Genomic DNA, 23,595 nt, shown 5'->3' with positions numbered 1-23,595 from the left:
TAGAAACCTTAAACATCATCTATCTCACCTCTAACTTTCTCATAAAGGGATATAATCTCTTCCTTAGTCACCTGCAAAAAAATCGCCTGGGATATATCTTCTTCTAGTTTTCTAAAAAAGTCTTCCTTTTCTAGATTAATCTTCTTATCATCTAACTTGATAATTGTGCCTATGCCCGGCTTACTTTCAATAATCCCCTGACTAGCTAGCTCCTTAAATGCCTTGGAAACTGTGGTCTGATTGATCAAAAGCTCTTTTGATAAGTCTCTTACTGACGGGAACTTATCGCCATTTCTAAAGATGCCACTTGCAATGGCTATCTTTGTTTGATCAACTATTTGCATATAAAGAGGACTGTCAGAGCTTGTATCTAGCTTAAACATCTTAACTCCTTATTGTTTGGTTATCCACCATACATCATATAATAATTATATAAGCTTTCTTAATTTTTGTCAAGAAGAAAAGCCCTAAGACTAGCTTAGGACTTACATCAAAGGAGCAAATGGCTTTAGGAGTGCACCTGCTAACCTTGTTCTTAATTTTATATTTTCAATATCTTCTTCTGTGACAAGTTGACTAACTTCAAAAAATTCATCAAAATCTTCTTTTATTGTCTCAAGGGACTTAGATTTATAAATCAGGACTCCGCACTCAAAGTTTTGGAAAAGAGCCCTGTAGTCAAGGTTGATTGTCCCAACCATGCCAATTTTTCCATCGGCAAGCCAAGTTTTGGAGTGGACAAAACCTGGGGTGTATTCATAAATTTTTACCCCGCACTTTATAAGTTCCGCATAATGAGTCTTAGCTAGGCTAAAGGCAATCTTTTTATCAGGTATGTGAGGTATGCAAATTCTCACATCTACACCCTTTTTTGCTGCTGCTTGAAGGCCTGATACTACTTCATTATCTACGATAAAATAAGGTGTCATGGCATAAATATAATCTCTGGCATTATTAACCATATCTAGGAAAATATTTTGGCTAAGCCTCTCATCATCGGTAGGATTGTCAGAAAAGGCCACATAATATCCATCGTGGCTTTCGATTGGCTTAGCCACTAGGTATTGATTATAATCTTCAACTACTCTTTCAGGATTTGCTGCATTCCACATGGTCAAAAACAAATTGGTAAGGGCATCTACTCCCTGGCCTTCAAGTCTAAGACCGCAGTCCTTCCAATGGCCGAACCTTTCATACTTGTTTATATATTCATCAGCAAGGTTGATTCCTCCAGTATAGGCCCACTTTCCATCAACAACCATAACTTTCCTGTGGTCCCTGTTATTTAGGTAGGTTGAGACAATTGGATACATCTTGGAAAAGACCCTGAATTTGATACCAAAGTCTTCCATCTCGCTTTCAAAATCACTGTGCAGCCTGGTAATAAGATTTGACCCATCTATAAGAAGTCTTACCTCAACCCCTTGATTGACCTTTTTGACCAGTTCTTCAAGGATAGTTCCCCACATATAGCCATAATCTAGGATGAAAAACTCCATAAAGATAAATTTCTCGGCCTTCCTTATATCCTTGATCATATCCTTAAACATGTCATCGCCAAGCTTATAATAAAAAGACCTGGTTTGATTGTAAACTGGAAAACCTCCTGTATTTTTAAGATAGGATGTAAGGTTAATAAACCTCTTATCTTCAGTATTTTCGATGGCTTCCTTTGTCATGGCCTTGTGGTGATTTTTGCTTGCATCTGCCTCAATTTCTAAGACCCTCCTATGTATTTTTCTATAGCCAATCCTAAAGTGAGCCATCAAAAAAGCAACCAAGGCAAAAGTAGGGGCCACAAAGATAAAAAGCGACCAGGATAGCTTCATGTAAGGATTCATATCATCTAGATTTAGGATAAGGATCATCATCACAAAGCTAATTACAGAAGAACCTCCCAATAACCAGTATTCATCAATAGCAAAGTGCCTATAAAGTCCATAAATTATAAAAATCTGACTGATAATCAAGAAGGCAAAAAGACCAGTTCTTGAGAATATAAGGCTGCCTATCCCCTTTTTAGTCTTCCTGACATATTTATTCTCTTTTACTTTTTTAAGCAATAATTTTTTCTTCTCGTTCATATGGTCATTATACCCTAATCCAATTATTTTTCTCTTATATTTGACAATATTGTTAAAGTTCATAAGATATATATAAAGATAATAAGGAGTTTAAATGAAGAATGTTTTAATTTTAAATGACTTCGTATCCAAAGGTAAGATTGCTGCAAGACTAATGGCATCAGTCCTAGCCTATATGGATGTGGAAGTTTTTTTGTTACCAACAGCAATGATTGCAAATAACTTTTCTCTAAGCGGAAATGCATTTTTAAATACGAATAGCTACATCAAAGATTGCCTAGATAATTGGACAAGGCTTGGCTTTAAGTTTGATACAATTTTTATAGGCTACATAGATGATAAGGACCAAAGAGACCTAATAAGAGATTTTCTAGAAAATCTAGACTATGAAACAACAATCATCCTAGACCCAATAATGGGAGATGATGGTAGTCTCTATCCAGGTCTTGATGATGGAAAAATTGAAAATTACAAGTCCCTTCTAGACCTGGCTGACATTGTAATTCCAAATGAAACAGAAGCAAAGTTTTTAGACCTTGATATAGATTCTTTTAAAGATAATAAGAAAGAATTGATTATAACTTCTAGTAAGGATGAAGATAAGGATTGTGTCAAAGTCTATGGCAAAAATGAATTCACAATCTATTTTGACAAGCAAGACCTCAAGGTCGGTGGGTCTGGAGATTTGTTCGATGGACTTTTCATAGGCTATAAATTGAAAAATTATGACTCAGAAGCTGCAATTGATAAGACTTGCCAGGATATAATCAAAATTTTAAGGGCCAATGATAAAGATAAACCTGGTGCAAGCGAGGTAAATATTGAAAAATACCTCACACTTATAAAGGGATAGGAAAATGCAAATAGCAGATAAAGCCTATTTCAAAAAATCTCTTGAAATAGCCTGGCCAGCTGTTCTTGAGTTTTTATTTATTTCCATAGCAGGTATGATAGATACCTTCATGGTATCAAGCATGGGACCATCAGCCATATCAGCGATAGGACTTGTTACCCAGCCAAAATTTATACCCCTATCAGTTTTCTTCTCCATAAATGCATCTGTATCAGCACTTGTAGCCCGTAGGCAAGGAGAAGGCAAGAGATTTAAGGCAAATGAAACCCTTACTACAGCGCTTTATATCATGATATTTTTTGTAATAGTAGTAGACCTAATCATGATTCCTCTGGCAGATCCAATCCTTAAATTTGCTGGATCAAATACAGATACCCACGACCTAGCCTACCAGTATTACATCATAACCATGGTAGGAATGTTCTTTAACTGCCTATCAATGCTAATAAATGCCGCCCACAGGGGATGTGGCAATACAAGGATAGCCTTCTTTTCAAACCTTGTATCATCTTTTGTAAATATTGGATTTAACTTCCTACTCATAAATGGTAAATTTGGATTTCCAAAAATGGGAGTAGCCGGTGCAGCCCTTGCCACAGTTTTGGGAACAGTCGTAGCATCCATAATGTGTATAATAAGTCTATTTTCAAAGACTTCTTATATGAACTTTAGCCAAATAATAAAAAGTAAATTTAAATTTTCATTAGAAATTGCAAAAGAAATCAAAAACCTAGCAGTCAATATCTTCATAGAAAATGTATCAGCTAGGGTAGGATTCTTAGTAACAGCAATAACAGCTGCAAAACTTGGAACAGATGCCTTTGCAGCCCATAATGTCGGAATGAATTTCCTATCCATATCATTTTCCCTAGGTGATGGTATGCAAGTAGCAGCCATAGCCCTAACAGGAAATGCCCTCGGTGCTGGTCTGAAAGAAGAAGCTAAAAAATACGGCAAAACCTGCCAGCAAATAGGATTTTTAGCATCACTTATAATATCTGCAATATTGATATTTTTCGGAAGAAACATATTTTCTATATTTTTTAATAAAGAACATTTACTTGACATGGGCGTTGAAATTTCAAGGTTCTTGATATTTATCAACCTCATACAAATATCACAAATCATCTATGGGGGTTGCTTAAGAGCCGCAGGTGATGTAAAATATACCTTAGGAGTTGCACTAGTATCTGTTACATTGATCAGATCAATAGTAACTCTTATCTGTGTTAACATACTAAACTTAGGACTAGCTGGTATCTGGATTGGTATCCTATCTGACCAAGCATCAAGGTTTGTAAGTTTAAGATACAGATTCAACAAAGGAGAATGGGTACACAAAAAAATTTAGGAGGGTACAAATGAAAAAATTACTATCACTACTAGCTCTATCTTTAGTACTAACAGCATGTGGAAACTCAGCAGACAAGAAAGCTGAAGAACCAACAGAAACAACTACTAAAACAGAAGCTCCAGCAGAAGAAAAAGCTGAAGACAAAGTAGAAGAAGCAAAAGATGCTCAAGAAGATGCTGACAAAGCTGAAGATGAAGCAAAAGATGCAGCTAAAGATGCAGCTGAACAAAAAGTAGAAAAAGAAACAGAATCAAAAGACAAAGGAAATAACTAATAGTAATTTCACTAAGTCAAAAAGCCATCCATTTGGGTGGCTTTTAAATTTCTTCTGTGGTATAATAAATCTATATTTGGGGAATTAGCTCAGCTGGGAGAGCGCTTGGCTGGCAGCCAAGAGGTCAGGGGTTCAAGTCCCCTATTCTCCACCAAATAGCAAACATCCGAGGAATTGATTCTCGGATGTTTTTTTATAATAAGATTTTTTTCAAGTTCAATAACTTATTCCACATCCTATTTATTTTAAGGTATATTTACATAAAGGAGAATTTCATGGATATGGAAAATATTATTAAAATAGATGATGATTTAGAAAGAAACGAAGAGCTTTATAAACTTTTTGACGAAGAAGCTCGTCTTAAGTCAAGAACTGGCCTGGTAGAGAAAATCACCACCCAAATAGAAATTGATAAATTAATTAATAAAGATTCCAAGGTCCTAGATGTTGGGGCTGGGACAGGTGTTTATACAATCCCCCTTGCCACTAAAGTTAAAGAAGTCATTGCCTTTGAGCCAGCAAGTTCAAATTTTAAGACCTTAGAGGCGAAGGCTAAGGATTTTTCAAATATAAGGGCCTATAATAAGTCATCTTTTGATCTTAAAGACTTGGAAGATAATTATTTTGACCTAGTTCTAATCTTTGGTCCTATGTACCATCTCTCTAATGAAAAAGACAGAAAGGATGTCCTAAAAGAAGCCAAAAGAATCTGCAAGAATACTGGTCATATCTTAATTTCCTTTATAAATCACGATATGGTTTTAATTAGCGAGACAATAAACTTCAATACAGATATTTTTTCAGGTCCTAGCTATGATAATGAAAAACAAAGGTTAATTGATAGGCCCTTTGTATTTTTCAAGGTCAATGAAGCTAAAATAATGATTGAGGATGCAAATATAAAAATAAAAGAAATAATAGCAAGCGATGGTTATGCAGAAGTTTTGAGTAATAAGCTTGAGGAAATGACTGAAGAATCTTTTAAAAATTACCTAGACTGGCACCTAAGCCACTGCAAGGACCCAGAAACTCTCGGTGCGACTAACCACCTGCTTTTTGTTTGCAAAAATAAAAAATGAAAAATATCAACTTATGCATCCCAAAAGAAAAGGAATTAGACTTTGCAAAAAATCTCCTAAAAGATCCTGCCACAATGGCATACAACAAGGGCTATGATTTGGATTTTCCTGGATATAATAAGGAGACTGGTACTATCAACCTTGATGACACCTACTTAGAAAAATGGTATGACCTTTATTTTACTAATCCAGGAGAATATTTTTACGCCTATATTTATGACCAAGATTTAAAGGTCTTTGTGGGTGATGTAAATTTCCATCCATCAAAGCTTAATGCTCATGCTAGGGACATAGGAATTGTGATTAAGGACGAATTTAGGGGCCAAGAATATGGAAAATTAGGACTAAAACTTTTAATTAAGAAGGCTTTTTCCTTTGATTCTATAAGGGTCCTTCACAATGATTTTGAAAAAGAACGTGCAGCTGCTTTGAAAATCCATATAGATTTAGGTTTTAATATCATTCACGAATCTGATGGAATCTTATATCTTGAACTTGAAAATAAATAATTAATAACTACCTACAATTTAAAAACGAAGCCAAGGTCTCCCTTAGCTTCGTTTTTTTACATATCCATTATTTCCATCTTGTCTAGTTCGTCTTTTTGTTTTTTCTTATTTTTGTAGTAAATATAAACCAAATACTGAATCATTGTTGGTATATTTGCTATAATAAGACCTATGATGAAGCCTGGTATGGTGACCTGATTTTCCCCATAGGCATCAAAAGATACTTGTCCAATATACCAGAAAAGTGTACTTAGAAAAGATAAGATTGGTATTATTAGCCCCCATCTTCCCTTGGTATTTTTACAAATTATGATTTGAATTATAAGTGGAATTAAAAAAGTATATATCCCTAAGCCTAAAAATAATCCTAATAATTTTTTCATTTCTCTCTTCCTTCCCTTTTGTATTCTTCAATCAAAATCTTGGCAGCATCTAGGGTGATTTTTCCGTCTATGGCCATTGATTTTATTAGGCTCACATAGGACTTATCTTCCTTGTCTAATAGTTTTATTTTTTCAATCAGCCTATCAAGCCTAAGCCTGACTGTCGGATAGGATACACCGTAGATTTTTGCCATTTCCTTTAAGGATCCCGATTCTAGGATAAATCTCTTGATAAAGTCGATTTCGCTATCATCGAGATTTTCTATCCATTCTCTCTTATCATTTCCCATGGCATCCTCCTTTGTTACTACCATTATAAACCTAAATAATATTAAAGTCAAATTTAATTTTATTAAATATAATCGAAAAACTTACTTTAATATTATTTTAATGTGTAAGATTCCCCTTTTAGGTTATATATAAAATAAGGAGGATCTATGAAATTTTTACACACAATGATTAGAGTCAAGGGCCTTGATAAGTCCTTTAAGTTTTATACTGAAGAATTAGGATTTAGAGAATCAAGAAGAAAGGAATTTCCTGAAAAGAAATTTGATTTAGTTTATCTAATTCTCCCTGATTCACCAGAATTTGAATTAGAATTAACCTACAATTACGACCAGGAAGAGCCTTACGACCTAGGTACTGGCTATGGTCACATAGCTATTTCCCACCCAGACATTATCTCTCTAAGGGAAGATTTTGTGGCTAAAGGCTATGAAGTGACAGAAATTAAAGGCCTTAGGCCAGATTCTAATAAATATTTCTTCGTAGAAGACCCAGATGGTTACAGGATAGAGATTATCCAAGAAAGATAAAAAATCCGGATTTGATCTTTTGATCTCATCCGGATTTTTAAATTCTATAATTTATATTCTTCTTCTCTTTTCCAAAGAGGGTCTTCTATGCCTTGGCTTTTTTGTCTTTCATAATCATCCATTACTTCTTTTACCTTCTTGAAGAGTAAAAATAAGCTGATTACATTGATAAATACAATTATACCTACAAAGACATCTATAATTCCCCAGACCACGTGAAGGTCTAGTTTGGTTGAAATTATAAACATGGCGAAGGCTGTTAACCTATAGATCCAAAGTGGGATTTTTGCTTTTTCCTTAAATATTAGAAGGACATTGGTTTCACCATAGAATAAGTCTGCTATTAGGGTTGTAAAACCAAACATTAGCATAGCAAAGAATATCATCCAACGACCAAGGTTGCCAAGTTGTGATTGGAAAGCATCTTGGACTAGGACTATACCATCGTTACCATTTCCTAATACTCCTGTAAGCATGATGGCAAAGGCTGTAAGGGTACATATTATGATTGTTGTAACAAAAGTTCCAAACATACCCAAAAATCCTTGCTCTGCCGGATGTTTAACATCTGCTGAAGCATGCATGATACCTGCTATACCATTACCAGCATCGTTTGAAAATAAGCCCCTTGCAACCCCATACCTAAAGGTGGTCATTACTGTATAACCACCAAGGCCTGCGAAGGCTTGTTTAAGTCCAAAGGCACCTTTAAAGATATCTGAAAACATTGCTGGGACCTTAGTAATATTTGTAAGCAGGATAAATAAAACTGCAAGTATGTATAAACCCGCCATAACTGGAACTATCTTACTTGAAATATCTGTAAGCCTTTTAACCCCACCGATTGTAACTATGGCAGCAATTATCGTAATCACTACCCCTATGTAAATTGGATTAATATTAGATACGCCTGTAAGGGCTTGAGCTATGGAGTTTGTCTGCATGAAGGCTATGCAAAGGCCTACACCAATTATGTAAAAAATAGCAGTTATGACTGACATTATTCTAGATTTTAGACCAAATCTCACATAGTAGGCAGGACCGCCCCTGTAGGTTCCATCTTCTAATTTCACCCTATAAATTTGCCCCAAGACTGTCTCTGCAAAGGTAATAATCATTCCAAGTAGAGCTGTAATCCACATCCAAAATATAGCCCCAGGACCTCCAGCTACAAGGGCTGTTGCAACTCCTACAAGGGATCCTGTCCCAACCTGACCACCTACAGCTGTTGCAAGGGCTGCAAAACCAGATACATTTGAATCTGATTTCAGATTTTTCTTAATGACATGGAAGATATCCTTTGCATAGCGAAATTGGGGAAAGCCAAGCCTTATTGAATAATAAAGGCCCACCCCCAAAAGGACATAGCCAATTACATTGGCCCACATAAAGTTTGCAATATCAATAAATATATTCATAATTCTCCTCTCAATTTACTACATTTTTCGCTTTACCTGCTTCAAAGGCCCTGATATTATCTATGGCAATTTCTAGAAGCCTCTGACGAGTTTCAACCGGTCCCCAGGCCATGTGTGGGGTTATGATTATATTATCATAAGCAAGCATTGGGTTATCGTCATTTATAGGCTCTGTTTTATTGACATCAAGGGCTGCCCCATAAATCTTGCCTGAATCTAAGCCTGCCATTAGGGCATCCTCATCAATTAGGCCGCCCCTTGCTGTATTTATGATAATAACCCCATCTTTCATCTTAGAAATTGAATCTTCGTTGATAATATCTTTTGTCTGATCATTTAAAGGCAGGTGAAGGTCTATTATATCGGATTTCTCAAATATTTCATCCTTGCCCACATATTCTACGAAAGCCTTTGCCTCTTCATTCTCGCTCCTATTGTAGGCAATAACTTCCATTCCCATGGCCTTATATATTTTGGCAGCTGCAAGTCCAATCTTACCAAGTCCCATAATGCCAATGGTTTTGCCAACTAGTTCTATTAGTGGAAAATCTCCAAAATACCAGAAGCCTTCCTTTTTCCAGCGACCCTTTCTAACTTCCCCATCGTGGTGACCAACCCTTGTTGTTAGCTCAAGAAGGAAAGCAAGGCCAAACTGGGCCACAGCATCAGTTCCATAAGCTGGCACATTTGTAACGACAATCCCATTATTTCTTGCAGCCTCTAGGTCAATAGAATCGTAGCCTGTCGATAGGACACCGATATATTTAAGCTTTGGAAGTTTTTCTATAATATCTCTTGTAATTTTTGTATAGCAAATAAGGAGAATTTCAGCATCCTTGGCCCTTTTAATTATTTCTTCTATGTCGTTTGGGCATTCCTTATAAACTGTCACATTTCCAAGCTTCTTTAGGCTACCAAAGCTCATATCGCCTGGATTTAGGGGTTTAGAATCAAGAATTACAATATTTGTCATTAAAATCCTCTCTTAACTTATCAAATTCATCATGACTTAGACCATAATCTCCTAGTTCAAATCTTCCCAATCTATGAAAATCAGACCCTCCTGACATGATAAAATCAAATTTTTTAGCAATTTCCCTTGCTCTTTCAAAATCATCGCCCTTCATCCTGGAGTGATTGATTTCAATTCCTCTTAGGCCAAAGCCTGCGTACTTTTCAATCTCATCCCAATTGTCATATTCTTGTGGATGGGCAAGAATTGATAGGCCAGAATCTTCATTTATGGCAGAAATGGCATCCTTTACTGGTATGTAGCCCATTTTCCTAGCCAGGTCATCCGTAGTTTTTTCCTTAAAAATATCCTTAAAGCCAAGACCCTCCATCTTTTCTGGATACTTGGCCTTTAGGGCCCAAAATATATCTGACTTATAGATTATAGAATTTGGGGCAAATTTTTTGACAAAATCATAGTCAAGGTCAAATCCCTTTTTAGCAAGTTCAGGCAAAAGCTCGATATGACAGGCTTCTCTGAGCTTATTTATGTGGTCATTAAGTTTTTTAATATTAGGCGTGTAATCTGGCAAGAAAAGACCTACTATATGAACTTTTTTACCCACTTCATAGTCATAGGCTGATATTTCTATACCCTTTATAGTTTCAAGACCATAAAGATCGGCAAGGACCTTTATTTTATCATAATGATCGCACCTATCGTGGTCTGTTATGGCAATTTTTTTAAGTCCTGCCTCAGCCATCATTTTTATTACTTCTTCTATATTATAATCCCCATCTGAATAAGATGTGTGCATGTGTAAGTCTGCGTATTTCATAGTTTCCTTTCTTTTTGGAAGAATTTTTTTAATAAAAAAAGGAGCCGTTTTGCCAGCCCCTATTTTTATTTATTTGGAGTCAACTTAACTGTGGATGTAAGAATATCAGAATATGTGTATGATACTACTCTTTCTACATCAAAATCATTGTTGACCTTTACTGTAAATACACTTGGAAATGCATCTACTATGACACCTGTCTTAGTTTTAACTCTCTTCCTGCCCATATCGGCTTTGAGAATTACTTCCTTACCCACCGAACTTTCAACTTCTTTTCTAATATCGTGAACTGATCTTTGTGCCATTTAATCATCCTTCCGTTTGATACTTATATCATTATACCTTAGAGGGACTTATTTGTCAAAAAATATATATTATACACCTGCTAAAAGTATTGTCAAATATTTTTTGCAAAGTTTTTATAGCTGATCAAATGGGTAGATATCAGTATTTTAGATATGTTTATAGAAGGCAAGATATGCTTTAAAAGTCTGATATAAATCTGCCTTTGAGATAACTTCTAAAGGAGCATGCATAGATACCACTGGTGTACCGCAATCGACTACGCTCATGCCGTATTCTGCAAGGATATAGGCAATTGTTCCGCCACCACCTTGGTCGATTTTGCCAAGCTCACCTGTTTGCCAAATAGCAGCTTCTTTTCCAAAAGCGGTCCTCACCTCTGCTAGATATTCGCTGTCAGCATCATTTGAGCCACCCTTGCCACGGCTGCCAGTATACTTGGTTAGGCATACCCCATGGCCAAGCTTGGCTGTATTCATCTCTTCTGTAGCTTCTAGGAAATTTGCGTCTTCTGCTAGGGTCACATCTGCTGAAAGGACCTTAGAATTTCTAAGTGCTCTCTTTAAGCTAACAACATTTCCCTTGCCAAAGGCATTTAGGATTTCAAGGGTCATATCTTCGAAAAATTGGCTGGTCATGCCTGTTGCACCAACAGATCCTATTTCTTCCTTATCTACAAAAAGTCCAACTAGGGTCTTTTCTGGATTTTCTACTTCTAGGATTGCCTTAAGGGCTGCATAAGAGCAGACCTTATCATCGTGGCCATAGGCCATAATCATTGACCTATCAAGGCCTACTTCACGAGCCTTGGTTGCAGGTATTACATTTAGCTCAGCTGTAAGGAAATCTTCCTCTTCTATCCCATATTTTTCATTTAAAATCTTAAGGACATTTTTCTTAATAGGATTTTCCTTCTCATCCTTAAGTGGAATTGAGCCTACCATGATATTAAGTTGCTCACCTGTTATAACTTCGCTGGCCTTTTTTTGGTTAAGATCAGCTGAAAGGTGGATTAAAAGCTCAGAGATGAAAAATACTGGCTCATCATCGTCCTCTCCAATTGAAATATCAACCTTTTTCCCATCCTTAGTAAAGGCTACGCCCACAAGGCTAAGGGGAATATTTGTCCAGTGATATTTCTTAATGCCCCCATAATAGTGGGTCTTTAAATAAGCTGCGTGGCTTTTTTCAAAAAGTGGAACTGGCTTAAGGTCAAGCCTTGGGCTATCTAGGTGGGCACCGACAATAGTCATACCCTTTTCTAAATCCTCCCTACCAATCACAAACATTGCCACAGCCTTATTTCTATTGATAACATAAGCTTTAGAACCTGCCTTAAGGTCACCACTTGCGATTAAATCATCAAGATTTCTAAAACCAGCTGCCTCAGCTCTTTTAACAATCTCCTTAACAGCCATTCTCTCAGTCTTAGCCTTATCCATAAAGTCTAAATAATCTTTAGACATGGCTTCTAACTTATCAAGGTCAGCCTCATCCATGGCAAGCCAAGCATTAGTTCTTTTATATTCCATATTTCCTCCCAATAAAAAGGAGACCTTGGTCCCCTAACTTTCTTTTTATATTATTATACTGGTTTGTGGAAAGAATCACTTATTTTTTTCTAATTCTTACAAAAATATAGTGACACGATCTATCACCTTTCACACCACTTTAAGAAATTCCTGACACACAAAAAAGTGATGAGCAGAATAGATTTACCTATTCTGCAACATCACCTTTAAGAAAATTTGGCTCAATCTTTTTATTCATATATGAATAATTCATCTATAGTGGTCTCAAGAGCAAGAGCTAACTTAAAAGCAAGCTCAAGCGTTGGATCGTACTTATTGTTTTCAATTGCATTAACAGTTTGTCTACTGACTCCGCATATATCAGCTAATTCTTGTTGAAGTAATCCTTTCTCGGTTCTATATTCTTTGATATGATTTTTCATTTCTCTTACCTGTATTTCCTCATATTAATTAGGTAGGAAATATTAAAAGCTATTGATATTATACCGACATAAAATATCGGATTATCTTCAAAGCTTATGCTTGAATTTTGTTCAAAGAAAATATTCCAAATTATGTTTAAAATTAGAAATATTAACCCTACCATTAATGCAGTTAATCCAGATTTTTTTACAATATATCCCTTTCTTTCATCTCCTTTTTTAATTAAGGTTACTATCATAATTAAGGTACATACTAGTGAAGCAACCAGAAATAACCATAGTAAACCTATACCAAACATTTGATTTGACTCAATAAATTTTATAAGATTCATATTGACCTCCTGATGTCAAATTCTTTTGACATTATCATATACCCTTTGGATTTTTATGTCAAATACTTTTGACATTAAATAATGAAATTAAGTTCATATACCTAGAAGTCCTCTACCATCATAGATAGAATCACTTATATCCTTTCTTAAAATAAAAAAACGACTAGATTTTTTATTTCTAATCGTTTTTAATACTTTATATTCCGTTCGACAAACTGGGATTTGTGATTAATATCTATTTCCACTTTTATCAAAAGTCTTCTTTAAAGCTCTTTCAGTGAAAATAATAATTACAATAAAACTCATCATTTGAATAATTGTAATAGCAAGTCCTATCCACCCTATTGTATCTATTGGCTTGCCAAAAAACATCGGCATTATTGCAATAGCTAAAATCAGAGCTGGAAAAAACATATACAGAGATATTTTCGCACAATATTTTTGCGAGAAATCCCATGTATCTTGATTTTTCATAGAGCGTGATGTCCTATATCCACTTGCATTATGAATTGTTTTTAATCTTGGGCATAGATACCATGTTAATAATAAAGCAGCCGGTATCAATAATGTTACTATGAACATAAAAATCCAGAACCCCATAATTCACCTCCGCAAATTCTAATTTATTCTATTATATTATATATACCCATGTCACATAAAGCTATAACAGAAAATATTACAATCTTGTAATTACTGTATTTCTATTAAGCTTAACTTTACCTTTTCTCTTAATATAATCTTTAATATCAAATACATTCTTTTATCATAGTCCTCAAGGAGCTTGTAATTCTTGTGCTTTGTAATATCAAATTTATCTGACAAAATATGAATAGAACTATTCATACAGGTATCTTGCATTAAATCTTTATTTGTCAATCGATGATATTTTGTAGGATTTTGGTAAATAATTCCTTGATATCAAATTCTTACCATTCAGTTATATCAATTTTTTTCATATTTTTTCTCTCTTATCATCGTTAAAATCCATGGAACTACTTGTAATATACAAAGAATTACAATATGTGCTAAAAGCATATTATTATTCAAAAAGCATCCATTTAATACATACACGACTAATAATCCCGATAATTCAAGGAGCAAGAATATTATTCCGAATTTAATCCACAAATTATAGGATTTGATATATATTTCTTCATTCTTAAGCGAACGCTTTGAGTAATATCCTGTTATTCCCCATCCTTTTTTCCTTAAACTTACTATTTCTTCGTGTCGAGGTCTAAAAAAGAATCTTTGGATATATAAACTACAAAATGCTAATGAAATTCCTATAGCCACAAGAATTGTGTCACTATTAGATCTTGCGATTCGAAATGCATATTTCAGAAATGGTTTAAGTATTACAAAAAGTGCGAGTAAAAAGATAATATCAGCTACTTTGTAATTAATTTTCTTCATAGCTCTCCTCCCTCCTATTATCTACTATAGCTTCTGAAACATTGTTTTCTAAAATAAGTACCAAAAAGGCAAGAAGTTTTATTTTCTGCTTGCCTTTTGAAGAAAACTTCCTAATTAGATACTTTTATTTTTAAGAGATAGTCTTCTTTTTTATCCTTAAATAACTTATCCATTTCATCAACATTTGCCCACTTTAGTAAAATTTCTGAACTTTCTCTACTTGTAAGGCTAAGAACAAATTTTTGTACAGCTTGCGATGGGCCTTCGACCATGTTTTCATCTTTAATTGGATAATCAATCTTATTATAAGAAACTAAATTCAAATATTCATGTTCATCCATGGACCAATACTTAATAGGAAGACCTTGGGGAAGGATAATTTCAACAAGGTCACTATCTCCGTCCATTTTGATTTCAATTTCAGAATCCCTATGCGATTCTCCTACAAGATCTAAAGGATAAGCCTTGCCATTGATCATTACAATATTATTTTTAGGATACCCCTTATCATCCAAAGGAAATTCCATCTTTTTGTCACCCTTCACTTGTGCAGACTCTTTGCTGCAACTTGTCAGCAAAAACATAACAGAAATTAAAATCGCACAAAGCAAAATAGTAAAAACCTTCTTATACTTTAAAGACTTAGTATAATTTATAAAACCCCACCTTCCTTCTAGCATATTTAATATCTTTTATTTTTTATACCCAAATAAAAAACATCCACTCTTTATTTCGATAATTTTATGCAAGAAAAAAGGAAAGCACATTTTCCGCACTTTCCTTATTATTCTTATTAAATTAGTTTCCAAATATTTTTAGCATATTCCACAGGATCATCTATTTCTAGGCCTTCTATGAGCCTTGCTTGGTCTAGGAGTAGTCCTGCTATCATTTTTGCCTTTTCTTTGTCATCCTTGTAGGCTTTTTCTAGGAGGTCGTAGGCCTTGGTTTTGTTTGAGATTTCTAGGACTTTTTCTGCCTTGATGCCAAAGGCGTTTGGTTGGTCTTTGAGGGCCTTTTCCATCTCTATTGAGACTTCTCCCCTTTGCTTGATGATGGCTGGTATATCTTCTAGCTTATCTGAGATATTTACATCTACCACATCTTCAGGCATGGCTTCCTTGATGAAGCTTATTAGCTCGCTATCTTCCTTATCTTCTTCATCTTTTTCATCTTCTGCTGATATGGACTTAAATTTGAGCCCATCGTATTCTTCTAGCATTTTGATTAAAAATTCATCTAGTCTTTCATCTAATAAGAGGACATCGACTTCTTCATCTACTAGTTTTAAAGCTGGGGAAGCTTTGATTTTATCGATTGATTCACCTGTACCATAGTAGATAAATTCTGCAGTTGATGGAGCCTTTTCCTTATATTCTCTTAGACTTATTAGCTTATCTTCTTTTCTAGAGTAGAAGAGTAAGAGGTCTTGGAGTTCTTCCTTATTTGCCCCAAAGGATTCGTAGATTGCAACCTTGATTGAGTTGCCAAATTCCTTGTAGAATTTCTCGTAGTCCTCCCTATTTTTCTCCATCATTTCCTTGAGATGAGCATTAATTTTCTTATTGATTTGCTTAGAAATTACCCTTAGCTGCCTATTTTGTTGGAGGGTTTCTCTTGAAATATTTAGGGTAAGATCATCTGATTCTACAACTCCCTTTACAAAGGAATAGGCATCATCTAGGATTTCATCGCAAGAATCCATAATTTTTACTCCGTGAGAGTAAAGCTCTAGTCCTGTTTTCCTATCTTTGGAATAATAATCGAATGGAGCCTTTTCTGGTATATAGAGTAGGGCCCTAAATTCTACTAGACCTTCAACTGAGAAGTGAAGCCAGCTTAGTGGCTTATCAAAGCCGTAGTGACTTTCCTGGTAAAAATTGATGTAATCATCATCACTTAGGTCTTTTTTATCCTTTTTCCAGATTGGTTTATCTGAATTTAGGATGTCATAGGCCTTATAATCTTCATATTCTGGCTTATCTTCTGGAGATCCTTCCTTGATTTTGGTCTTGGTTACTAGCATCTTGATTGGATATCTGATGTAGTTTGAATATTTACGAACGAGTCCCCTAATTGTATTTTGGTCTAGGTAGATGTCGTAGTTTTCATCTTCGGTATTTTCTCTTAAGAAGAGTGTGATGTCTGTGCCTGACTCATCTTTCTTTGCTTCATTTATTTCAAAGCCATCGGCATTTTCACTTGTCCAAAGGTAGGCCTTATCTTGGCCGTGCTTTTTGGATAGGACTTCGATTTTCTCTGCAACCATGAAGGCTGAATAAAAACCTACACCAAATTGTCCTATAAGGTCTTTGGCGTCTGAATTTTCTACAGAATTTCTGAAGGCTTCTGTACCTGATTTGGCAATTGTTCCTAGGTTATTTGTTAGGTCCTCTTCATTCATGCCAATACCTGTGTCCCTGATTGTAAGGGTTCTCTTTTCCTTATTTGGGATGATTTCTATATAGTAGTCATCTTTTTCTGTGGTTGAATCAGACTTTAGGTCTTCAAAATAAAGCTTATCTAGGGCATCTGACCCATTTGATATTAGCTCTCTTAAAAATATTTCCTTGTTTGTATAAATTGAATGGATCATTAAATCCATGACTTTTTTGGCTTCTGCCTTAAATTCTTGTCTCATTGCTAATCCTCCTAATCATTTTCCAAATAAAATTAGCAGTCTTCTTACTCGACTGCTAACATTATACTTACTTTCTATTTTCTTGCAATTATCCCAAAAATTTATAGTTGCCATAAAACATGACAAAGGCTGCTACAAGGATAAAAATATGCCAGATAGCGTGGTTGTAGGGGATTTTCTTTATGGAATAGAAAATGGCTCCTAGGGTGTAAAATAGACCGCCGACTAGCAAAAACATGATATAGGACATGCCGATGTATTTATAAATTTGATAGATAAGTAGGAGGGATATCCAGCCCATGGCCATGTAGATTATCATCGAGGCCTTTCCTATCCTATCTTCCTTGCCTGTAGCAAAGGCTATGATGTTCATGGTTATGCCTGAAATAGCCAAGATCCATATAAGGACAAAGATGACTATGGATAGGCTTGACCTGAGGCCAATTAAGATTATCGGCGTATAAGACCCTGCTATTGTCAGGTATATTACCCCGTGGTCTATGGCCCTAAAGATGGTCCTGGCTGTGGGATTGGTCATGGAATGGTAGAGGCTTGATGCCAAAAACATGATGGCTATGGCTATAAAATAAATTAGCCAGGCCAAAAATCCAAGCAAGTCCTTGCCACGGTAGGCTCCCACAACTACTGGTATAAAAAATATCAGACTAAGGATGAAACCTAGGATGTGGGTAGCTATATTTAGGGCTTCTTCAGACTTACTATATTTAATTATTCTCATTTTTTATCTCCCTACTTAAGCTTACTATCTCCTTTTGGAGGGCAAGTCTTTCTGCTATTTGCCTTTTCTTTTCCCTTTCATTTTTCTTCTGAGTCCTTAAGGTATAAATACTAAGGCTAATTATAAATATTATTATAAATATGCCAATTTTTTGCACATCTGTCATTTTTAAAAAAATCGCAAGACTAAGGCCAAGAAAGGCTAGGCCCAAGGGTCCTAGGAAGGTCTTTAGAAAGCTATTTTGTGGGCCCTCATTGATTTTTTCTTGTAATATTCTTAATTCTTCTTTCTTTTTTTCTAACAATTCGTACTTTTCCATATTTTCTCCTATATCCTAGTGATTTACTTTGATTATTATATTTTAAGTAGTAAAATATTCCTATAAAAGGGGGAATATTTATGACCGAAAATACAAAAGAAACAAACAAAGTAACTATCACTCGTGATATGATTATAGGTGATATAATTCAAGCAAAGCCAGAAGCTATCAACGTTCTTATGATGAGCGGTATGGGCTGCATAGCATGTCCAACATCTTTATATGAATCTCTTGAAGAAGCTTGCATGGTTCATGGTATGGACCCTGACTACATGCTTGATCAACTTAATTCCCTATAGATACAAGGCCCTATTTTCTGGGCCTTTTTATATTTCCATAAATCTCTTATCCTTTTCTAGGTCAAAGAGCAAATCTATGAAGGATTTCTTGTATTTTACAAATTTCCCTCTCTTCATCAGGCGGGTTACCTCATCATAGGATGCCCACCTTGCATCACTTACCTCTTCTTCTTGCAGCCTTAAATCTTCTAGTCTTATATTTTTGTGAATCATGTAAAAATCATCAAAGCCATACTTAAAATTGGCTGTAAGGATTGGTCTTGAGCCCCTAAAATTGAAGGCTATGCCTAGCTCTTCATAAAGCTCACGACTTGCTGCCTGATCGGTGTTTTCACCACTTTGACAAGCCCCACCGCAAGTTATATCCCAAAGGCCTCCCATAGACTTTTCTGCCTTTCTTTGTTGGATGAGCAATCTCCCGTTCCTATCAAAGATTAGGACATGGACAATGAGCCTATATGTATTAGGGGGCATTACCTCTCCCCTTATGTAGGTCTTGCCAGTTTTTCTCCTGTACCTATCGTATAAATCTAATATTTCCATCTTATCTCCTAAGTAAAAATCTCTAGCTAGGCTAGAGACTTTTGTTATTTCTTGACTATTGCTGCTGTTAGTTTTGGTATTACTTGTTTCTTACGTGAGAGAACTCCCTCAGCATTTATCGTGCCATTTTTGGTGACTTCTCCAAATTCTTCTTGGATAGCATCATAGAATTCACCTACAACTAAAAGCTCACTTCTTTGGTTAAAGATATCTGTTAGGACTAGGACGAAGGTATCTTCTCCCCTTTGCTTAATTTTAGCTGCCATTAGCTCTTTTAGCTCATCCATAATTGGTACTAGCTCTTCTGGATTCATGGTCATTACCTGACCTACTCTTATTGTTGAAGAGCCGATTGTAAATGTCTTAATATCTCCTTCGATTAGGTCTTTGGCTGATTTACCCTTCAAAGATGTGCCTGCCCTAAACATCCTGTCTGCAAATTCTTCTGGGTTGATATCTGCAATCTTGCTCATCCTATCTAGGATTCTCCTGTCAACATCTGTTGTAGTTGGTGACCTGAAAAGAAGGGTATCTGAGATTATAGCAGCGCAAAGTATACCTGCAATTTGCTTAGATGGTCTGATACCACTTTCTAAATACATTTCTGAAATGATTGTAGCAGTTGATCCAACTGGCTCTGCCCTAAAGAAGACTGGACCTGTTGTAAGGATGTTTGCTACCCTGTGGTGGTCTATTATTTCTATAATTTCTGCTTCGTCTATATCATCTATTGATTGGTTGCGTTCGTTGTGGTCTACTAGGATTAGCTTTTTCTTATCTGAAGAAATTAAGTGATACCTAGAAATTGAGCCTACTACTTGATTAGTTGGGTCTACTACCGGATATGACCTAAATCTAGACTTGGCCATGACTTCCCTAACTGTATCTAGGGTATCGTCGGTTTTAAAATAAATTAGATTGTCTGTGGTCATTACATGGCTTACCGGAATTGTAAGTGGAAGTAGTCTTGAAGCCATGAAGGAGTTATATTCTGTAGATATAACTGTAACCTTGTTTTCTTTTGCCACTTCTAGGGCCTCATCATCAAGCCTTGCCCCGTTGGTTAAGATTAAAAGTGATATCTTTTGATTTAGAAGATATTTGTAATAGGCATACCTATTCCCTGATATGATTATGTCATTTTCAAGGACTACACCTTCTAGGTCCTTTTCATCCCCACTCATGGCAAATACAGCCATCTTACCTGAAAGCTCTCTTGGTTCTTTTGGAAGATTAATTATATTTGCTGCTAGGACATCGATAATATTGTCAATTGATGTGTTAGACCTGCCAAGGATCTTATCATCCCATATATCCATGTAAGATTTTGTAATATTTGATAGGGATGCTATACCCACGATTTCTCCCTTAGAGTCTACAACTGTTAGGGAATTGGTAGCTCCATGTTGGAAGGTATCCCAAGCCTTCCTAATTGGAATAGATGGGTCGATGATATTGCCCTTATCTATGTTTAGGTCCCCTACAGTAAGCTTCATTGTTTCCTTGATTTCTGGTGGCCTTACCCCAAAATATTCAAGTACAAAGCGGCTTTCTTGGCTTAGTTTGCCAAGTCTTATAGGAATTGCATCATATTCTCCTAGCCTATTTTTAAGGTCAGCATAGGCTATGGCTGACATAATTGAGTCTGTATCTGGCTTCTTGTGGCCTGTGATATAAACTGTTTCTCTCACTGTCTCCTCCTTAAGAAAACTCTACCTTTAGCATTTCTATCTTGTATCTATCTACTTTGATTACTGTTATCTTTATACCCTCAATTTCGATTTCATCGCCCTCTTTTGGAATTTTTTCTAGGGTGTCAATTACAAAACCGCCTATAGAGTCGTTTTTAATCTGAATTAGGTCTGTATCAAAATAATCATTGAAGTCATTTATGTGAATTGATGGATTGACCAAATATTCCTTGTCACTTATCTTATAAATTTTATCGTGGGATGTGTCATACTCATCTTCAATCTCGCCTACAAGCTCTTCTACAATGTCTTCGATTGTGACAATACCACTTGTGCCCCCATATTCGTCTGTGACAATGGCAAGAGAAACATTTTCTCCACGCATAGCCTTAAAGAGGTCAAATGTGTGCATATTGTCATAAACATAAAAGGCAGGCCTTATCATCTTTTCTATATCAAGTTCCTTATCTTCTGCAATAAAGGCAACTATGTCCTTCATATGGAGAATTCCTAGGATGTTATCGATAGACTTGCCATAAACAGGAATCCTAGAATGGATAGAATTTCTTAAAAATTCCTTAAGTTCATCTTGTTCTATATCGACACAAATGGCCTCCATATTAGTCCTGGCTGTCATTATATCTTCTACATCGCTATCTCCAAAAGCAAAGACATTATTGATAATCTCACTTTCCTCAAGGTTGATTACCCCTTGCTCTTCAGATACATCCACAATTGTCTTAAGGTCTTCTTCTGTCACCTGATCTCCACTTTGCTGATTATCATCAATAAAGGACTTAGTAATGACACCAGTTATAGCCTGCAAGATAAAAGAAAGTGGCTTTAGGATAATATTTAAAAAGCTTATTGGCCTTGCAACCTTTAGGGCTACCTTCTCGCTATTAGCTGCGGCGATATTTTTAGGAGAAACCTCGCCAAAAATTAGGATTGCAATTGTAAGGACAACTGTTGAAACCAAAGCCCCTGATGGGCCCAAGATATCTGTAAAAAATAAGGTAGCAATGGTGGTTGTCCCTATATTTACGATATTATTGCCGATAAGAATAGTCGTTAGGACCTTTCCAATATTTTCTGAAAGCTTTCTAACCAGGGAAGAATTTTTCACCCCATTTTCTTCTAATTGTCTGATTTTAAATACATTGAGAGATGTCAGGGCCGTCTCACTTGATGAGAAAAAAGCACTCATCATCACTCCTATAATTATTACTATTAATTGTATGATATTTTTACTTGTCATATACCTTCCTTGTCTAATAAACTATTGATAGTTTCATACTTCTATTATAATATTTATCAAGCTAAAAATAAAGGTTAAAAATTATATAAATGTGGTGACAAAAACTAAATTTATAATATAATGGACTCGTATCATTAATAAAAGGAGGCAATTATGGAAAAAGTTTCGTTTTTCGAGAAAACTTTTAAACTTAAAAAACATGATACTAATATCAAGACCGAGATAATGGCAGGTATAACCACATTTATGACAATGTCTTATATACTAGCTGTAAACCCACAAATCCTATCAGAATCTGGTATGGACTACGGTGCAGTATTCTCAGCTACAATCTTAGCATCCATTATCGCAATGTTATTGATGGGCTTTTATGCCAATCTTCCATTCGGTCTATCAGCTGGTATGGGGCTTAATGCTTTCTTCACCTATACAGTCGTTATGAAAATGGGCCACCCTTGGCAATTTGCTCTGACAGCTGTATTTTTTGAAGGTATTTTGTTCATGATTTTATCCCTATTTGGTGTCAGAGAGGCAATATTTAACTCAATCCCATCTACACTCAAAAAAGCTGTATCAGTCGGTATTGGTCTATTTATCGCAGAAATTGGTTTATTAAATGCAGGCATTATAGAAAAGGCAGAACCAGCCCTATCCTTAGGAAATATTTCAAGCAAAGAATCTATAGTATTTTTCTTTGCCCTAATCGTGATGGTAGTCTTAACAACAAGAAAGGTAAAGGGAGCCCTCTTATGGGGAATCTTGGTATCAACAATCCTATCCCTAATACTCGGAGTAACAGGTCTTCCAGAAGGATCACTCGTATCACTCCCTCCATCAATCTCACCAATAGCCTTTAAGCTAGACTTCTCAAATGTCTTTAGCTTAGAAATGTTCTCAGTCCTATTTTCATTCTTATTTGTGGACTTATTTGACACCCTTGGCACCCTCACAGGTGTAGCAACCAAGGCAAAAATGCTAGATGAAAATGGCAACCTAGAAAACGCATCAAAAGCCCTACTAGCAGATGCAGTAGGAACAACATGTGGAGCCCTATTAGGAACATCTACAGTCACAACCTTCGTAGAAAGCTCTGCAGGTGTTGCAGAAGGCGGAAGAACAGGCCTTACAGCCCTAGCTTGTGCAGGATGCTTTGCAATCGCAGCCTTCTTCTTCCCAGTATTTTCACTAATACCAAGCCAAGCCACATCAGCAGCCCTAGTAGTAGTCGGACTATTCATGCTATCAACAGTAGTAGAAATAAACTTTGGAGATATCACCGAATCCTTCCCAGCCTTCATGACCATCCTCATGATGCCACTAGCTTATTCAATAGCAGAAGGTATAGCATTCGGAATGATTTCCTTCGTATTAATCAAGGTTCTAACAGGCAAATACAAGGAAGTAAGCTGGGTAATGTATGTCCTAGCAATCATATTCTTAATAAGATATATGATCTAAGGCTTGACAAGATTATAAATTTAGTGTATTATAGTATCAATATAAATCGTAGTTAGAAATAGTAGCAAATAATTAAGCCA

Annotated in this window: 28 protein-coding genes, 1 tRNA gene and 1 pseudogene; 9 read left to right on the top strand and 21 right to left on the bottom strand. The window is 35.8% G+C overall.

Translation table 11 applies throughout. The annotated features are described in order from the left end of the window. Positions 1–8: 8 nt before the first annotated feature. Positions 9–383 carry a GntR family transcriptional regulator gene (locus NH288_RS01425; RefSeq protein ID WP_106461784.1) on the bottom strand — a complete coding sequence of 125 codons (375 nt, stop codon included), beginning with the start codon at positions 381–383 and terminating at the stop codon, positions 9–11. Positions 384–485: 102 nt separating this feature from the next. Next, positions 486–2,084, bottom strand: coding sequence for a cardiolipin synthase (gene cls / locus NH288_RS01420; protein WP_106461782.1), 1,599 nt, complete (start codon positions 2,082–2,084; stop codon positions 486–488). A 94-nt stretch (positions 2,085–2,178) separates the two neighbouring features. Between cls and NH288_RS01415 the strand changes: the two genes are divergently transcribed. From NH288_RS01415 to NH288_RS01390, 6 genes are all read left to right on the top strand, one after another. After that, positions 2,179–2,937, top strand: coding sequence for a bifunctional hydroxymethylpyrimidine kinase/phosphomethylpyrimidine kinase (locus NH288_RS01415; RefSeq protein WP_106461780.1), 759 nt, complete (start codon positions 2,179–2,181; stop codon positions 2,935–2,937). Positions 2,938–2,947: 10 nt separating this feature from the next. Continuing rightward, complete coding sequence (locus tag NH288_RS01410; RefSeq protein WP_414731743.1) at positions 2,948–4,288, top strand: MATE family efflux transporter; 1,341 nt, start codon at positions 2,948–2,950, stop codon at positions 4,286–4,288. 10 nt (positions 4,289–4,298) lie between these two features. After that, positions 4,299–4,565, top strand: a complete 267-nt coding sequence (locus NH288_RS01405; RefSeq protein WP_106461777.1) for a hypothetical protein — start codon at positions 4,299–4,301, stop codon at positions 4,563–4,565. A gap of 78 nt (positions 4,566–4,643) precedes the next feature. Next, positions 4,644–4,719: transfer RNA gene (locus NH288_RS01400), tRNA-Ala, on the top strand. 121 nt (positions 4,720–4,840) lie between these two features. Next, positions 4,841–5,644: a class I SAM-dependent methyltransferase gene (locus tag NH288_RS01395; RefSeq protein ID WP_265212503.1), complete on the top strand. Its 804-nt coding sequence runs from the start codon at positions 4,841–4,843 to the stop codon at positions 5,642–5,644. Further along, positions 5,641–6,153, top strand: a complete 513-nt coding sequence (locus NH288_RS01390) for a GNAT family N-acetyltransferase (RefSeq protein ID WP_265212501.1) — start codon at positions 5,641–5,643, stop codon at positions 6,151–6,153. The genes NH288_RS01395 and NH288_RS01390 overlap by 4 nt, the downstream gene beginning before the upstream one ends. 56 nt (positions 6,154–6,209) lie before the next feature. Here the strand turns inward: NH288_RS01390 and NH288_RS01385 are convergent, their stop codons facing one another. Next, a complete protein-coding gene (locus NH288_RS01385) occupies positions 6,210–6,536 on the bottom strand; it encodes a hypothetical protein (RefSeq protein WP_265212499.1) in 327 nt (108 codons plus the stop codon). Beyond that, complete coding sequence (locus tag NH288_RS01380; RefSeq protein WP_265212498.1) at positions 6,533–6,826, bottom strand: DUF2089 domain-containing protein; 294 nt, start codon at positions 6,824–6,826, stop codon at positions 6,533–6,535. Before NH288_RS01380 ends, NH288_RS01385 begins: the two co-directional genes overlap by 4 nt. Positions 6,827–6,973: 147 nt before the next feature. Here NH288_RS01380 and NH288_RS01375 point away from each other — a divergent pair, with 147 nt between their 5' ends. Then, positions 6,974–7,354, top strand: a complete 381-nt coding sequence (locus tag NH288_RS01375; protein ID WP_265212497.1) for a VOC family protein — start codon at positions 6,974–6,976, stop codon at positions 7,352–7,354. 44 nt (positions 7,355–7,398) lie between these two features. On the opposite strand, the gene NH288_RS01370 is transcribed toward NH288_RS01375, so the two are convergent. From NH288_RS01370 to NH288_RS01305, 14 genes and pseudogenes are all read right to left on the bottom strand, one after another. Then, complete coding sequence (locus NH288_RS01370; RefSeq protein ID WP_106461755.1) at positions 7,399–8,772, bottom strand: alanine/glycine:cation symporter family protein; 1,374 nt, start codon at positions 8,770–8,772, stop codon at positions 7,399–7,401. Positions 8,773–8,782: 10 nt separating this feature from the next. Next, a complete protein-coding gene (locus NH288_RS01365) occupies positions 8,783–9,745 on the bottom strand; it encodes a D-2-hydroxyacid dehydrogenase (RefSeq protein WP_265212496.1) in 963 nt (320 codons plus the stop codon). Next, a complete protein-coding gene (locus NH288_RS01360; protein ID WP_265212495.1) occupies positions 9,723–10,562 on the bottom strand; it encodes a PHP domain-containing protein in 840 nt (279 codons plus the stop codon). The genes NH288_RS01365 and NH288_RS01360 overlap by 23 nt, the downstream gene beginning before the upstream one ends. A gap of 65 nt (positions 10,563–10,627) precedes the next feature. After that, a complete protein-coding gene (locus NH288_RS01355; protein WP_265212493.1) occupies positions 10,628–10,867 on the bottom strand; it encodes a Veg family protein in 240 nt (79 codons plus the stop codon). A 147-nt stretch (positions 10,868–11,014) separates the two neighbouring features. Continuing rightward, positions 11,015–12,397 carry an aminopeptidase gene (locus NH288_RS01350; RefSeq protein WP_265212491.1) on the bottom strand — a complete coding sequence of 461 codons (1,383 nt, stop codon included), beginning with the start codon at positions 12,395–12,397 and terminating at the stop codon, positions 11,015–11,017. Positions 12,398–12,627: 230 nt separating this feature from the next. Beyond that, positions 12,628–12,819 carry a helix-turn-helix transcriptional regulator gene (locus NH288_RS01345; RefSeq protein WP_265212490.1) on the bottom strand — a complete coding sequence of 64 codons (192 nt, stop codon included), beginning with the start codon at positions 12,817–12,819 and terminating at the stop codon, positions 12,628–12,630. A gap of 5 nt (positions 12,820–12,824) precedes the next feature. Next, positions 12,825–13,151, bottom strand: coding sequence for a hypothetical protein (locus NH288_RS01340; protein ID WP_265212488.1), 327 nt, complete (start codon positions 13,149–13,151; stop codon positions 12,825–12,827). A 228-nt stretch (positions 13,152–13,379) separates the two neighbouring features. Then, a complete protein-coding gene (locus NH288_RS01335; RefSeq protein ID WP_265212486.1) occupies positions 13,380–13,733 on the bottom strand; it encodes an SdpI family protein in 354 nt (117 codons plus the stop codon). A 94-nt stretch (positions 13,734–13,827) separates the two neighbouring features. Further along, positions 13,828–13,973 (bottom strand): annotated as a pseudogene (locus NH288_RS01330) (conjugal transfer protein); the annotation flags it as partial. A gap of 120 nt (positions 13,974–14,093) precedes the next feature. Continuing rightward, entirely contained in the window at positions 14,094–14,567 is a 474-nt protein-coding gene (locus tag NH288_RS01325; RefSeq protein ID WP_265212484.1) for a hypothetical protein, read from the bottom strand. Between the two features lie 110 nt (positions 14,568–14,677). Then, positions 14,678–15,094 carry a hypothetical protein gene (locus tag NH288_RS01320; RefSeq protein ID WP_265212483.1) on the bottom strand — a complete coding sequence of 139 codons (417 nt, stop codon included), beginning with the start codon at positions 15,092–15,094 and terminating at the stop codon, positions 14,678–14,680. A 266-nt stretch (positions 15,095–15,360) separates the two neighbouring features. Then, positions 15,361–17,208, bottom strand: coding sequence for a molecular chaperone HtpG (htpG, locus tag NH288_RS01315; protein WP_265212481.1), 1,848 nt, complete (start codon positions 17,206–17,208; stop codon positions 15,361–15,363). Positions 17,209–17,296: 88 nt separating this feature from the next. Next, positions 17,297–17,947 (bottom strand): PAQR family membrane homeostasis protein TrhA, encoded by a 651-nt coding sequence (gene trhA, locus NH288_RS01310; protein ID WP_265212479.1) that lies wholly within the window; start codon positions 17,945–17,947, stop codon positions 17,297–17,299. Further along, entirely contained in the window at positions 17,934–18,266 is a 333-nt protein-coding gene (locus NH288_RS01305; protein ID WP_265212477.1) for a hypothetical protein, read from the bottom strand. The genes trhA and NH288_RS01305 overlap by 14 nt, the downstream gene beginning before the upstream one ends. 80 nt (positions 18,267–18,346) lie before the next feature. Here NH288_RS01305 and NH288_RS01300 point away from each other — a divergent pair, with 80 nt between their 5' ends. After that, positions 18,347–18,565, top strand: coding sequence for a DUF1858 domain-containing protein (locus NH288_RS01300; protein WP_106461732.1), 219 nt, complete (start codon positions 18,347–18,349; stop codon positions 18,563–18,565). A gap of 27 nt (positions 18,566–18,592) precedes the next feature. Here the strand turns inward: NH288_RS01300 and NH288_RS01295 are convergent, their stop codons facing one another. From NH288_RS01295 to NH288_RS01285, 3 genes are read right to left on the bottom strand one after another with little or no spacing between them, the layout of a single operon-like run. Continuing rightward, the gene (locus NH288_RS01295; protein WP_265212474.1) at positions 18,593–19,108 is read right to left on the bottom strand and encodes an NUDIX hydrolase; all 516 of its coding nucleotides are present in this window, start codon (positions 19,106–19,108) and stop codon (positions 18,593–18,595) included. A gap of 44 nt (positions 19,109–19,152) precedes the next feature. Next, complete coding sequence (locus NH288_RS01290) at positions 19,153–20,799, bottom strand: putative manganese-dependent inorganic diphosphatase (RefSeq protein ID WP_265212472.1); 1,647 nt, start codon at positions 20,797–20,799, stop codon at positions 19,153–19,155. A gap of 10 nt (positions 20,800–20,809) precedes the next feature. Further along, positions 20,810–22,057 carry a hemolysin family protein gene (locus NH288_RS01285; RefSeq protein ID WP_265212470.1) on the bottom strand — a complete coding sequence of 416 codons (1,248 nt, stop codon included), beginning with the start codon at positions 22,055–22,057 and terminating at the stop codon, positions 20,810–20,812. A 153-nt stretch (positions 22,058–22,210) separates the two neighbouring features. Here NH288_RS01285 and NH288_RS01280 point away from each other — a divergent pair, with 153 nt between their 5' ends. Beyond that, entirely contained in the window at positions 22,211–23,515 is a 1,305-nt protein-coding gene (locus NH288_RS01280) for an NCS2 family permease (RefSeq protein ID WP_265212468.1), read from the top strand. Positions 23,516–23,595: the final 80 nt, after the last annotated feature.

The sequence above is a fragment of the Anaerococcus sp. NML200537 genome, assembly GCF_026131715.1.
Lineage (GTDB): Bacteria > Bacillota > Clostridia > Tissierellales > Peptoniphilaceae > Anaerococcus > Anaerococcus kampingae.
This window is presented reverse-complemented; position numbering and strand designations above follow the sequence as displayed.

Coding starts and splice junctions, on each gene's coding strand:
- NH288_RS01425 (WP_106461784.1), bottom strand. CDS start 383: ATGTTTAAGCTAGATACAAGCTCTGACAGTCCTCTTTATATGCAAATA.
- cls (WP_106461782.1), bottom strand. CDS start 2,084: ATGAACGAGAAGAAAAAATTATTGCTTAAAAAAGTAAAAGAGAATAAA.
- NH288_RS01415 (WP_106461780.1), top strand. CDS start 2,179: ATGAAGAATGTTTTAATTTTAAATGACTTCGTATCCAAAGGTAAGATT.
- NH288_RS01405 (WP_106461777.1), top strand. CDS start 4,299: ATGAAAAAATTACTATCACTACTAGCTCTATCTTTAGTACTAACAGCA.
- NH288_RS01395 (WP_265212503.1), top strand. CDS start 4,841: ATGGATATGGAAAATATTATTAAAATAGATGATGATTTAGAAAGAAAC.
- NH288_RS01390 (WP_265212501.1), top strand. CDS start 5,641: ATGAAAAATATCAACTTATGCATCCCAAAAGAAAAGGAATTAGACTTT.
- NH288_RS01385 (WP_265212499.1), bottom strand. CDS start 6,536: ATGAAAAAATTATTAGGATTATTTTTAGGCTTAGGGATATATACTTTT.
- NH288_RS01380 (WP_265212498.1), bottom strand. CDS start 6,826: ATGGGAAATGATAAGAGAGAATGGATAGAAAATCTCGATGATAGCGAA.
- NH288_RS01375 (WP_265212497.1), top strand. CDS start 6,974: ATGAAATTTTTACACACAATGATTAGAGTCAAGGGCCTTGATAAGTCC.
- NH288_RS01370 (WP_106461755.1), bottom strand. CDS start 8,772: ATGAATATATTTATTGATATTGCAAACTTTATGTGGGCCAATGTAATT.
- NH288_RS01365 (WP_265212496.1), bottom strand. CDS start 9,745: ATGACAAATATTGTAATTCTTGATTCTAAACCCCTAAATCCAGGCGAT.
- NH288_RS01360 (WP_265212495.1), bottom strand. CDS start 10,562: ATGAAATACGCAGACTTACACATGCACACATCTTATTCAGATGGGGAT.
- NH288_RS01355 (WP_265212493.1), bottom strand. CDS start 10,867: ATGGCACAAAGATCAGTTCACGATATTAGAAAAGAAGTTGAAAGTTCG.
- NH288_RS01350 (WP_265212491.1), bottom strand. CDS start 12,397: ATGGAATATAAAAGAACTAATGCTTGGCTTGCCATGGATGAGGCTGAC.
- NH288_RS01345 (WP_265212490.1), bottom strand. CDS start 12,819: ATGAAAAATCATATCAAAGAATATAGAACCGAGAAAGGATTACTTCAA.
- NH288_RS01340 (WP_265212488.1), bottom strand. CDS start 13,151: ATGAATCTTATAAAATTTATTGAGTCAAATCAAATGTTTGGTATAGGT.
- NH288_RS01335 (WP_265212486.1), bottom strand. CDS start 13,733: ATGTTCATAGTAACATTATTGATACCGGCTGCTTTATTATTAACATGG.
- NH288_RS01325 (WP_265212484.1), bottom strand. CDS start 14,567: ATGAAGAAAATTAATTACAAAGTAGCTGATATTATCTTTTTACTCGCA.
- NH288_RS01320 (WP_265212483.1), bottom strand. CDS start 15,094: ATGGAATTTCCTTTGGATGATAAGGGGTATCCTAAAAATAATATTGTA.
- htpG (WP_265212481.1), bottom strand. CDS start 17,208: ATGAGACAAGAATTTAAGGCAGAAGCCAAAAAAGTCATGGATTTAATG.
- trhA (WP_265212479.1), bottom strand. CDS start 17,947: ATGAGAATAATTAAATATAGTAAGTCTGAAGAAGCCCTAAATATAGCT.
- NH288_RS01305 (WP_265212477.1), bottom strand. CDS start 18,266: ATGGAAAAGTACGAATTGTTAGAAAAAAAGAAAGAAGAATTAAGAATA.
- NH288_RS01300 (WP_106461732.1), top strand. CDS start 18,347: ATGACCGAAAATACAAAAGAAACAAACAAAGTAACTATCACTCGTGAT.
- NH288_RS01295 (WP_265212474.1), bottom strand. CDS start 19,108: ATGGAAATATTAGATTTATACGATAGGTACAGGAGAAAAACTGGCAAG.
- NH288_RS01285 (WP_265212470.1), bottom strand. CDS start 22,057: ATGACAAGTAAAAATATCATACAATTAATAGTAATAATTATAGGAGTG.
- NH288_RS01280 (WP_265212468.1), top strand. CDS start 22,211: ATGGAAAAAGTTTCGTTTTTCGAGAAAACTTTTAAACTTAAAAAACAT.